Raw genomic sequence first — 12,747 nt, 5'->3', positions numbered from 1 at the left:
GACTTCTCAAATGCCCTTTTTTTGTTAGCGGCCAGAACCAGGACCCCTATTACCTGGGCGTTCCTGACAATCGGGACACTTAAGATGCTTTCAACACTCGGCGGTATATAACCAGAGTTGATTTGCTTCCATTGCTTTTTGGAATGAAAAAGCACAGGCTTTTTATCAGCCCATACAAGTCCGCTGATTCCCTCACCCTTTTTTAAAGGGGCAGCTGCCGGTTCGAGAAATTCTCCATGTTCTACCTTATAGATTAGCTTTAACTCTTTATTATCGACGACATCAAGAATATACGCATAGTCTACAGGAAGCATTTCAATCAGCTTTTGGACGAATAAATCTATGACTTCATTTGCTTTCAGCCTTTCAGCAAGCTGGTGCCCGATTTCTGCAGCACTTTGTAAAAATTGGTTCACCTTGCCGCTTGAATAATAGAGACTGAGAATAATAGATAGACTAGCAAAAGGGATTCCTACAAAAAGTAATGAATATAGCCCCATTTCACTTTTATATAATTCGTAAAGTACAAAACCTATCGGGAAAGTAATCAAAGTCGTAACTGTTTCCCAGATGAAATCTTTCCCGAAATACGGACCCTTCCGTTTTAAGATGACTGCTTGCAGTATTAAAAGAAAAATTGTATTAACTCCGTAATTACTGATGGCATAAACAATTCCGAGGAAATAAGTATATGGATCCTTTGCCAAATAATCACCATGGGTCCCGCCCAAAGCATAATACATTAATCCACTTAGTAATGACACGATAAAAAACATTAACGAGTTTAATGGAAATCTGTATATATCAGTCTTTTGTACACGAATCCTCATTAAAAGAATCAGCACTGAAATCTGCATCAAAACCATTTCTACAAAAATACCGTATGTCAGGAATACTGCGAGAGATACCCATTGTATCAGGAAAATCGGTGTATTGTTGACGACCATTGGCATGGCAGCCACTACTGACATTAATAAAAGGAATGTGAATACTTCCCACAAAGATATATCACTTGAAGGTGGATAGACTTGATAGGTTACCCAGATTCCGATTGGTACAACCAGCAGCCAGGCAAACCAAATAGCTTTTTTTACGATTGGAGAAATCTTCATCTATCCACCTCCTTTTTTTAGGTAAAAAGTCATACTTTTTAAATAGTGTAGCAAACTTTTTGTCGAATGTCATAATTTTCTTATTTATTTTTTAATAGTTGAGTGAGCAAGGGTTTTACTTCTGAAAGGAAATAAAGTGAACCTGTCACGAGCAGAATTTCATTTTCCTTTAATTCCTTTATTTTTTGTTCAAGATAAATTTTATAGTCATTTGCTATGGTCATATTGTCAGCTGCTTTTCCAGCTTCAATTAACTCCTCTGCTTTCGCTGCTCTTGGAAAGTCAAATGTCGTGAATGTTAGGGAATCCGCCGTATCTTCGAGAATGGCAATCATCCTGTCCAATTTCTTGTCTGTAAGAGCCGCAAATAGGATGCTAATCTTTTTATCGGCATATCTGGAGTTTACTTCACTGGCAAGAGCAGTTATTCCTTCCTCATTATGTGCACCATCGATCAGAACGTAGGGTTTTTCAGACAATACCTCAAGCCGGCCTGGCCAGTAAGCCTTTTTCAAGCCTTCTCTCAAATGTGATTCTTCAATTATGAACGAGTAATAATTAGCAAGGATTTGAGAAGCCATCACTGCCAAAGAGGCATTATCTACTTGGTGGGACCCGATCATGGATATGTCAAGCTTCTCATATTGTGTGAACATGCTGTTAAACGTGAATTGTTCCCCATTCTTCATGGAAGTTTTAGAGTTTGTGAAGAATTGTTCCCCCAGTTGATAGATAGGCGACTTTCCTATATCAGCTTTTTGGCGGATGACTTCTAATGCCTCCGGCTGTTTCACACCTGTAATGACGCTTACGCCGTTCTTAATAATACCTGCTTTTTCAAAGGCTATTTTTTCATATGTATCCCCAAGAATAGCTGTATGGTCGAGTCCAATACTTGTAATAATCGATAATAAAGGATGAATGACGTTTGTGGAATCGAACCTTCCTCCTAGGCCAACCTCGTAAATCACAACGTCCACGGGAGAGATTTTGGCAAAGTAATAAATTGACATAATCGTGATTACTTCAAACTCTGTTGGTCCGCCCAATTCTGTTCGGTCCAATTCATCCGCCAGCGGCTTGATGACGTTAACCAGCTCGACAAGGTCTTCATCGCTGATTGGCTGGCCGTTAATGCTGATCCTTTCATTAAACTGCTCAAAGTATGGAGAGGTAAAGGTGCCTACCAGGTAGCCGGCTGATTCCAGGATGGAACGAAGAAAAGTAACAGTCGATCCTTTCCCGTTTGTACCGCCAACATGGATGGTTTTTATCCTTCTTTCTGGATGTTCAAGTCTTTCCAACATCCATTCCATTCTTGTTAATCCTGGTTTGATTCCGAGCCTAATTCTCGCATGGATCCAATCTACTGCTTGTTCATATGTATGGAACATTTCAGCACCCCAATTCAAGATGAAGACGAACCAATATTGGTTCGCCTTCAAATTTAAGATCTATCATTTTATATAAGGCTTATCCTCTTAATTCATTAATGCGCGCTTCAACAGCAGTACGTTTTTCAACGTAATCCTTTTCTTTCGCGCGTTCTTCATCAATGACCTTTTCAGGAGCTTTTTTTACAAAGCCTTCATTAGCAAGCTTTTTCTGGACACGTTCTACTTCTTTATCCAGCTTCTCTTTTTCTTTTTGAAGACGAGCGATTTCTTCATCGATGTTGATTAATCCTTCAAGCGGCATGATGATTTCCAGTCCTGTTACTACTGCTGTCATCGCTTTTTCAGGAGCGTCGACTTCAAGGCCGATTTGCAGGTTTTCTGGATTACAGAAGCGAACAATATATCCGCGGTTGCCCTCAAGCGTATTAAGAGTCTTTTCATCCTTTGCTTTCAGGAACATATCAACTTTTTTGCTAAGCGGTGTGTTCACCTCTGAGCGGATGTTCCTTACTGCCCTGATTACTTCAACGAGCAGTTTCATATCATCAGCAGCATCGCTATCGGTTAATGCTGGATCAACCTGTGGCCAGCTTGCTGTTGTAATCGACTCGCCCTGGTGAGGAAGGTTCTGCCATATTTCCTCGGTAATAAACGGCATGAATGGGTGGAGCAGACGCATTGTGTTATCAAGTACATATGCAAGGATTGATCGAGTCGTTTTCTTAGCAGCTTCGTCTTCCCCATACAAAGGAAGCTTAGCCATCTCGATGTACCAGTCACAGAAGTCATCCCAGATGAAGTTGTAAAGGGCTCTTCCTACTTCACCAAATTCATAGCGGTCAGACAGCCTTGTCACTGTTTCGATCGTTTCATTCAGCCTTGTTAAAATCCACTTATCAGCAACGGATTTTTCGCCGCTCAAATCGATTTCTTCATATTTAAGTCCGTTCATGTTCATCAATGCGAAGCGGGATGCATTCCAAATCTTGTTGGCAAAGTTCCACGTTGCTTCTACCTTCTCTGTGCTGTAGCGAAGGTCCTGACCAGGAGCGCTTCCTGTTGTCAGGAAGTAGCGTAGCGAGTCAGCGCCATATTGATCGATGACATCCATCGGGTCAATACCATTGCCCAATGATTTACTCATTTTTCGGCCATCCTCGGCACGAACAAGTCCGTGAATCAGTACATCCTTGAATGGATGCTTGCCAGTGAACTCAAGTCCCTGGAAAATCATTCTGGAAACCCAGAATGCAATAATATCATAGCCTGTAACCAGAGCAGCTGTCGGGTAATAGCGCTTGTAATCAGCGGCTTCCTCATTAGGCCAGCCCATTGTTGAGAAAGGCCATAGAGCTGAACTGAACCATGTATCAAGTACATCATTGTCCTGATTCCAATTTTCGATATCCGCAGGAGGCTCGTGATCCACGTAAACTTCACCAGTTTCCTTATGATACCAGGCCGGGATGCGGTGGCCCCACCATAGCTGACGGGAAATACACCAGTCACGGATATTTTCCATCCAGCGTAGATAAGTGTTTTCGAAACGCTCAGGTACGAAGTTGACTTTATCTTCTTTTTGCTGAAGAGCGATCGCTTCATCAGCAAGAGGCTGCATCTTAACGAACCATTGTGTCGATAAATATGGTTCGACAACTGCGCCTGTACGTTCTGAATGTCCAACTGAGTGCATGTGTTCTTCAATCTTGAATAAAACACCCTGCTCCTGAAGGTCCTTAACAATTTGCTTGCGGCATTCAAAACGGTCCATGCCCTGATATTTATCGGCATTGTGATTCATGCTTCCGTCTTCATTCATGACTAGTACTCTCTCAAGATTGTGGCGGTTGCCGATTTCAAAGTCGTTAGGGTCGTGTGCTGGAGTAATTTTTACAGCTCCAGAACCAAACTCCATATCAACGTAATCGTCGCCAACAATCGGAATCTCACGGCCAACGATCGGAAGGATTACCGTCTTGCCGATTAAATCCTTATAGCGGTCATCTTCTGGGTGTACAGCTACCGCTGTATCACCAAGCATCGTTTCTGGTCTTGTAGTTGCTACTTCAATATGTCCAGAACCGTCAGCAAGAGGATATTTCATATGATAGAACGCACCTTGTACATCCTTGTGAATAACCTCAATATCAGAAAGAGCTGTTTTTGCTGCTGGATCCCAGTTGATGATGTATTCACCACGATAGATAAGACCCTTGCGGTACAGGGAAACAAATACTTCTTTTACGGCATCAGACAGTCCTTCATCCAATGTGAAACGCTCACGGCTGTAATCAAGACCAAGACCAAGCTTTGACCATTGCTTGCGGATATGCTGAGCATATTCGTCTTTCCACTTCCACGCTTCCTCCAAGAACTTCTCGCGTCCTAAATCATAGCGGCTGATTCCTTGGCTGCGTAGCTTTTCATCAACCTTCGCCTGCGTTGCGATTCCTGCATGATCCATTCCTGGCAGCCAGAGAACATCGTATCCCTGCATCCTCTTCATGCGAGTTAAGATGTCCTGGAGAGCTGTATCCCAGGCATGCCCAAGGTGAAGCTTTCCTGTCACGTTCGGCGGCGGGATAACAATCGTATATGGCTGCTTTTGTGCATCATCTTTAGCTTCGAAAAACTTACCCTTGATCCACCATTCATAACGGCCCTGTTCAATCGAGGACGGATCGTATTTAGTAGGCATTGATAAATTCTCTTCCATCATGATTCCTCCTAAAAAATAAAATAAAAAAACTCCAATCGCCGTAAAAGGACGAATGGAGTTTGTTCGCGGTACCACCTTTTTTTCCAACATGGGAAAAGAATCATTCCAACATGCTGGCTCTTGAGGAAATAACGGCTCTTCACCGTCGCCTGTTAAAAGGAATACTCATTCCGTTAGCAGGAGAAGCTCTAGGGCGACCTTCCATTGATTCAGCTTAGAAAACCTTGCAGCTAATGGTTTTCCTCTCTTAAAGCTAAATGATAATGTACTCTTCCCTGTCAAAGCTATTCACTTTATTGTGTTTTTGTATATTAGTTATACTACCCAAAAAAGGGGAATGACGTCAATCATCATTTCCTATTTTTTTATATTTTATACTTTTTGCATCATACTGTTCCATTTATTAGCACGTTTTAGGCAAACGGCTCATAGAATAAAAAAGGAATATCTGTCGGTTTGGAGGGATGGAGATGAAGAGACGAAGGTATAATCCATATACACTCCCTAGGTGGGCCCGAACGGCTCGAGGCATCTGTGCTCAATTAATCTTTCCTTTTTGCATTTTCCAAGGATTTCGGACGCTATTTTTCCCAACGACTTTTGATGTACTGCTGTTATCCATCTTTATCATGATCGCTCTGGCGATAAAATTTGAAATCTTTTAAGGAGCCGCAGGGCATATTTTAGCTCTGGGCTCCTTCTTGTTGTGCTTGCTTCGCTTGCTGTTTCTGTTTTTCTATCTCATCCATTTTCGTTACAACATATCCAGTATTGCTTAAAAGCCAATATTGCCTCTGCAATCTTTGGACAAACTTCCTTTCATCAATTTCTGCTTTTCGCTGATGATAGGTTTCAGCTACACGGATGATCCCCGCCGGAAATGCCAAATAGCCCATGAATAACTGCATCTCATCCTCTCGGAAAGGGAAATATTTTAGGTAAGCGTAAATCCAGTCAATAGATTCTTCAGAACGTTGGGGCATTGTTTTTAACGACCTAGATACAAAGGGTAATAGATCCTGAATTGGTGAACCTTGCCTCGCGTTCTCAAAATTAATGAAATAACCATATCCTCTTTCATCGAACAAGAAATGTTCCGTTGAGATTTTCCCATGCAAGATGACGGTCCTAGTCTTTTTTTGATCCTTTGTTTTCTCATGCCAGCTCTCAAGCTTTTGTTTGGCAAACTGGATAGCCTGGGTGATTTGGCTGTAATACAGGCAGAAGGCTAATTCAAAAGGTGACATATATACTCTATTTTCACAGCTCTCAATAAATCCATTTATAAATTCCTCTTCTTTTTCCCATTCCTTCAAGGTTTGTTCATAGTGTTCCTTTTTTAGCTCAGGACTGATTTCGAGCTCCTTTGCTGACAAAGTATGCATCCTCGCCAATTCCCTGAACAGTTGCTTTTGCCTTTCTGATTGATGATTCTCTTTCATTTCATTAGGAATCCACGGCATCAGGTAATAAAGAGATTTATTATGCAAAATGGCATACCTGCCATCATTCGCAGGATAAACAGGAACAATTCTGTTAAAGCCTTTTTGGTAAAGGGTTTGAATATGCTTAATAAAATCTGTGCCTTCATATGGATGAATTTTTTTTAAGGCAAATGTGCCGGTTCTTGTATAAATCTTTTTAATTTTGCCAAAATCCTCCGCAAAGTATGGCTCAACCGGATATTGCTTTAATACCTCTGCTTCTTCCTTTAAAAAATTGCGATCATCCATTGGTATCGCCCACTTTCTTTTTCCCTGGAAATATGCATGAAAATAGAGTTGAGCAGGTGTTAGACACCTGCCCACAAGAAAAGCTGAAGCAACCCTGGCAAGCACCCAAACCAGCCCTGACAACTAGCTTTTCGGACAAGGCGTTGCTTCTAATTTTTGTATTTGCTGAAATTGCTTAGATGGTAGTTTTGTCACTAGGTTATTGATGGTGGACAGCTACACCTGGTACATATAAAACCTGGCCTTCTTTGACTTCATGATCAATACTCAAATGGTTCACTCGCAAAAGCTGCTGTACAGGCACATCATAGCGCTCAGAAATAGATTGGAGCGAGTCGCCTTGCTGCACGATGCAGACTCTTATTTTAGCAACCTCAACTTCTTCTTCTTTCCTTGCTAAAAACTCTGCGATTGAAATACCTTTTTTCATATTCGGCTTTTTCTTTTTCATTACTGGAGAAGATGAGCTTTCTTCCTCAACATCCTGGACTTTAGCAGGTTTGTTCTCCTCCACTGGCGGCTCTTCGATTTCGACTTCGGTTTCCTGTTCAGCCTCAACCTCGGTTTCTTCCGCTGGTGCATTCTCATTCCTAAAATCGCTATAGGAATATTCAGGAACGGCCTGTAAATGACGCTGTTCCTGCAATACAGGCTCCTCAACCTTTTCCTCTGCACCAGTTTTTCTCGCTTCCGCCCGGAACGGTGCATACAATTCCTCTTCGAATGTATTTTCCTCGTCCTGATTCAAAGCTTCGTTCTGCTGGACAAATGAATATGCTGGTGCTTCTGGAAAGTCGAATTCTGCCGCCTCTTCTTCATTTTGGTTTTTGGCTGTAGCTTCTTCTGTTTGCTCTTCACGGAAGCTGAATTGAAGCTCCTCAGTTTCACTAGCACCTTCCTGGTTTTCTTCGGTTTCATGTTGCTGTTCACCGTATAAGCCTGTAATAGCCAGATCAGCATTCAGCTTCAGGCGATCCTTTTCCGGAAAAACGTAATCGAAGGATTCTACATTGATATTGATGTCATAAATGCTTTCGATTCTGTTTTTCGGAATGGTGATATCGACTGGAAAGCGGTGCAGGAATTCATATACCCCCTCATCCCTCTCCATCACAGAATGCACGAACTTAAGAGCTGGGATATGATCTTCCGAGTTTTCTTGCTGATTTTCATGGCATGTATATTCCCCAGTCAATTCCAGCGATCCGCGAATGGATACATATTGCTCGTTTTCCTGTATCGTTATATTCGGATCGAGTGAAATCGAGACAAGCTCTGCGACTTCCTGTCCTCTTTGAAACCATACTGACTCCTCTAACGAAAATCGCAGGCACGATTGATTTCCCTGAGACAAAGCGACTCCTCCTTTCATTCCTTACGCGTAAAATCACTATGTCATTAACACTTTATGAGTCTATATTTGCTTTTATGATAATTTAGACCAATACTCGAGTGAATTAAAGGATATTTTATTTATTTTTTAGCTCTGTTAACAAGGCTGTTGATTTTCGTTCCAGGCGCTTCGCTTTCCGCGGGGCTGGCGCTAAGCCTCCTCGTCGCTTCGCTTCTGCGGGGTCTCACCTATCCAGCTAAGCCCGCAGGAGTCTTCGCGCCTTCCACTACAATCAACAGGTTTTAAAAATAACATTGGGCTTTAACAGAGCCAACAAAAAAGACACTCTTCATATAGAAAAGTGTCTTAATCGTCTTATTTATTTTGCAGCTTGGAGAAGGCTTTCTCTGCAGCTTCAATTGTTTTCTGAAGGTCTTCATCTGTATGTGCAGTTGAAAGGAATAAGCCCTCAAACTGTGATGGCGGGAGGAATACTCCTTCATTAGCCATTTCACGATAATAGGAAGCAAAGAATTCAAGATTTGATGTTTTGGCAGCCTCATAGTTGATGACATTTTCATTCGTGAAGAAGATGCCGATCATTGAGCCTGCACGGTTGATCGTATGAGGGATATCATATTTTTCAGCCGCTGCTTTCAAACCTGCTTCGAGGATGTCAGCTTTCCGTTCGAATTCCTTGTAGGTTTCTGGTGTCAGCTGGCTCAATGTTTCAAGTCCCGCAGTCATTGCCAGCGGATTCCCGGAAAGTGTTCCCGCCTGGTAGATAGGACCGCTTGGAGCAATTTGTTCCATGATTTCTCTTTTACCGCCATATGCTCCAACAGGCAGCCCTCCGCCAATTACCTTGCCAAGGCAAGTAATATCAGGTGTGACATTGAAATATCCTTGTGCGCAGTTATAGCCAACGCGGAAACCTGTCATGACTTCATCGAAAATTAATACTGTACCATATTGAGTGGTAATTTCGCGCAGGCCTTCAAGGAAACCATGAACAGGTGGAACAACTCCCATATTCCCTGCAACTGGCTCAACGATTACCGCAGCGATATCATCGCCAAATTGTTCAAATGCATAACGGACGCTCTCTAGATCATTGTAAGGGACTGTAATCGTGTTCTTCGCTACTCCTTCTGGAACACCTGGGCTGTCAGGCAATCCAAGCGTAGCGACGCCTGAGCCAGCTTTAATGAGCAGTGAATCGCCATGGCCGTGATAGCAGCCTTCGAATTTGAGGATTTTATTTCTGCCTGTATATCCTCTTGCAAGACGAAGGGCACTCATCGTCGCTTCTGTGCCTGAAGAAACCATCCTTACCATTTCGATGGATGGTACGCGGTCAATGACTAGTTGTGCAAGTTCATTTTCTACCAAAGTAGGAGCACCAAAACTTGTTCCTAGCTCGGCTACCTTCTTGATTCCTTCAACTACGCGATCGTTTGTATGGCCAAGAATCAGCGGGCCCCAAGACAACACGTAATCAATATATTCATTGCCGTCGATATCGTAAATCTTCGAACCCTTTCCTTTTTCCATGAAGATTGGATCCATGTTCACTGATTTAAATGCGCGGACAGGGCTGTTAACCCCTCCAGGCAAGATCTCTTTTGCTTCTTTGAAAGCTTCAATCGATTTATTATATGAGCGCATATATATCCCTCATTTCGTTTTTATAGGCTCTGCAAATCTGGACTGTTGGTTTCCGCTCCAATCAACAGGACTTAAACATCAACATTGACCTTTAACAGATCCTTTTTATAAAGGGTTCTAAAAAATCTTATTGTTCCTTCAGCCAGCGTGCAGCATCTTTAGCATGGTAGGTAATGATCAGGTCAGAGCCTGCTCGTTTCATGCCTGTCAGCATCTCCATCACGATGCTTTTTTCATCAACCCATCCGTTTTGTGCGGCAGCTTTGACCATGGAGTATTCTCCGCTGACATTATAGATTACAACAGGAAGGTTGAAATTATTTTTAACATCCCTGACGATATCAAGATATGGCATGCCTGGCTTCACAATCAGGAAGTCTGCACCTTCCATGACATCTGACTCAGCTTCACGCATTGCCTCAATACGATTTGCAGGATCCATTTGGTAGGATTTGCGGTCACCGAACTGCGGAGTGCTTTCTGCAGCCTCACGGAAAGGTCCATAGAATGCAGATGAATATTTTACAGCATAAGACATGATTGGCACGTCCTGGAAGCCTGCTTCATCCAATGCAAAACGGATAGCTGTAACGAATCCGTCCATCATATTTGAAGGAGCGATGATATCTGCACCAGCTTTTGCCTGGCTAACAGCTGTCTTACCAAGCAATTCAAGTGATGGATCGTTAAGAACCTTACCATTCTCAATGACGCCGCAGTGTCCATGGCTTGTATATTCACACAGGCATGTATCCGCAATGACGACCATGTCAGGGAAATCTTTTTTAATGACACGAGTCGCTTCCTGGACGATACCATGGTCATGGTATGCCTGGCAGCCTACCTCGTCCTTTTCATTTGGAACGCCGAAAAGAAGGACAGATTTAATACCAAGAGATTCTACTTCAGCGATTTCTTCTTTCAGATTATCAAGAGACAAATGGAAGACTCCTGGCATCGAAGATACTTCATTCCTGATGTTTTCTCCTTCGACGATAAACAGTGGATAAATTAAATCTTCAGTGCGAAGATAGTTTTCACGAACCAGGGCACGCATATTCGCAGTTTGTCGAAGACGGCGGTGGCGGTTAAATTCAAGGTTTTTCATGTATTACCCTCCAGTATGCGGATTTATTTTTAAGTACTCAATTATGCTTTTCAGCATCTCTTCAACAGTATATTTATCAGGAACAGCGTGGACATTCAAACCCCATTCCTCCGCCTTCCGCATTGAAACGGGGCCGATACAGGCCACGATACACTGATCAAGCTCTTTTTGGAGCTGTTGAGCTTCTACTATTTCCATAAAATGATCAATGGTAGAAGGACTTGTAAATGTAAGTATATCAAGTCTTCGATTTCTAAGCATCTGAATCAGCTTATCCCGGCTATCATCAGGCAGGTACGTTTCATAGATGACAACCTCATCAACTATAGCACCGTGTTTTTTCAATGTGGCAGCAATATAATCTCTTGCCAGATTTCCTTTTGGAATAAGTACACGTGAACCCTCACGGATGTGAGAATGAAATTCTTCAACAAAATCTTCAGCAACATAATGCCCAGGTGTAAAGTCTACCTTAACACCCATATTTTCTAGAACCTGCCTCGTTTTATCACCGATCACGGCAACCTTCGGAAATGGTACAAGTGCATTCATTAAAGAATAAAAGGTTTCCACTGTCACATTGCTCGTAAAAATGATCCAATCGTATGTATGTAAGCTATTCATCATTTCATGCAGTTCTTCAGTTGCTGCAACAGGCTGAAAGGCAATTAGAGGGATTTCCACTGGAATCCCTCCAACCTTAGCCACTAACTCGGAAAAAGACTTTGCATGCGCCTTTCCCCTTGGAATCATGACTGTTTTATTTTGCAGCGGCAAAGACGGAATCATTCAATCTCAAGCTCCTGTTTAACCTTATCGATCAAGTCCTTCGCGCCCTCACTGATCAGTTTTTCTGCAGCAAGCTCACCAATCTCTTCAGGATTCCTGCCTTTGACTTGTTCTTTAATGATCGTTTTTCCATCCGGTGAACCTACCAAGGCTGTCAAAACGATTTCTTGCTGTTCATTAATATAAGCATAGCCTGCTATAGGCACCTGGCAGCCACCCTCCATTTTATGCAGGAAAGCTCGCTCTGCCCTTACAGCCGCACTCGTTTCAACGGATGTGAATTTTTCAAGAAGTTGAAGAAGCTCTTCATCGTCACCGCGGCATTCGATTGAAAGCGCTCCCTGACCAACTGCAGGGACACAGCTCTCAGGATCTATGAATTCTGTAATTGTATCATCAGCCCAGCCCATACGCTTCAATCCAGCGGCGGCAAGTATAATCGCGTCATATTCATCTGTGTCAAGCTTGCCGATCCTTGTATCGATGTTTCCGCGAATCCACTTCATTTCAAGATCAGGGCGCTGAGCTAAAAGCTGAGAACTTCTGCGAAGGCTGCTCGTTCCGATCACTGATCCTGGTTTTAGCTCGCTGAACGAAACATTTCCCTTTGAAATAAGGACATCACGATGATCCTCTCGGAATGGAATACAGCCAATCACAAGGCCCTCAGGAAGGACAGCAGGCATATCCTTCATGCTATGGACAGCCATGTCGATTTCCTTGTCAAGCATCGCTTGTTCTATTTCTTTAACGAATAGACCCTTTCCTCCCACTTTAGAAAGAGTGACATCTAAAATTCTGTCCCCTTTGGTAAGGATTTCCTTCACTTCAAACTCGAAAGGAGCTCCCAATTTTTTTAACTGCTCTATTACCCAGTTTGTCTGCGTC

9 protein-coding genes and 1 other annotated feature are annotated in these 12,747 nt (G+C 42.7%); all 9 genes read right to left on the bottom strand.

Translation table 11 applies throughout. The features are described from left to right. On the bottom strand, positions 1 to 1,112 hold a 1,112-nt coding region (locus tag WB217_RS04955; RefSeq protein ID WP_423991210.1), incomplete at its 3' end, for a GAF domain-containing protein. Between the two features lie 80 nt (positions 1,113 to 1,192). Continuing rightward, positions 1,193 to 2,506: a bifunctional folylpolyglutamate synthase/dihydrofolate synthase gene (locus WB217_RS04950; protein WP_423991208.1), complete on the bottom strand. Its 1,314-nt coding sequence runs from the start codon at positions 2,504 to 2,506 to the stop codon at positions 1,193 to 1,195. Positions 2,507 to 2,585: 79 nt separating this feature from the next. Beyond that, on the bottom strand, positions 2,586 to 5,228 hold the full coding sequence (locus WB217_RS04945) for a valine--tRNA ligase (protein ID WP_423991206.1): 2,643 nt from the start codon (positions 5,226 to 5,228) through the stop codon (positions 2,586 to 2,588). A 41-nt stretch (positions 5,229 to 5,269) separates the two neighbouring features. Then, positions 5,270 to 5,519, bottom strand: a binding site (T-box leader). A 392-nt stretch (positions 5,520 to 5,911) separates the two neighbouring features. Continuing rightward, positions 5,912 to 6,961: a spore coat protein YsxE gene (gene ysxE / locus WB217_RS04940; RefSeq protein WP_423991204.1), complete on the bottom strand. Its 1,050-nt coding sequence runs from the start codon at positions 6,959 to 6,961 to the stop codon at positions 5,912 to 5,914. Positions 6,962 to 7,160: 199 nt separating this feature from the next. Beyond that, positions 7,161 to 8,315, bottom strand: coding sequence for a stage VI sporulation protein D (gene spoVID, locus WB217_RS04935; protein WP_423991202.1), 1,155 nt, complete (start codon positions 8,313 to 8,315; stop codon positions 7,161 to 7,163). A gap of 354 nt (positions 8,316 to 8,669) precedes the next feature. Beyond that, positions 8,670 to 9,962: a glutamate-1-semialdehyde 2,1-aminomutase gene (gene hemL / locus WB217_RS04930; RefSeq protein WP_423991200.1), complete on the bottom strand. Its 1,293-nt coding sequence runs from the start codon at positions 9,960 to 9,962 to the stop codon at positions 8,670 to 8,672. 127 nt (positions 9,963 to 10,089) lie between these two features. Then, entirely contained in the window at positions 10,090 to 11,070 is a 981-nt protein-coding gene (gene hemB, locus WB217_RS04925) for a porphobilinogen synthase (RefSeq protein ID WP_423991198.1), read from the bottom strand. A gap of 3 nt (positions 11,071 to 11,073) precedes the next feature. Next, complete coding sequence (locus WB217_RS04920; protein ID WP_423991196.1) at positions 11,074 to 11,859, bottom strand: uroporphyrinogen-III synthase; 786 nt, start codon at positions 11,857 to 11,859, stop codon at positions 11,074 to 11,076. Beyond that, positions 11,856 to 12,747 (bottom strand): hydroxymethylbilane synthase (hemC, locus tag WB217_RS04915; RefSeq protein ID WP_423991194.1); only part of this gene is annotated, 892 nt, incomplete at its 5' end. The genes hemC and WB217_RS04920, both read right to left, overlap by 4 nt.

This window comes from Mesobacillus sp., from assembly GCF_049588175.1.
Taxonomy (GTDB): Bacteria; Bacillota; Bacilli; order Bacillales; family Cytobacillaceae; genus Mesobacillus.
This window is presented reverse-complemented; position numbering and strand designations above follow the sequence as displayed.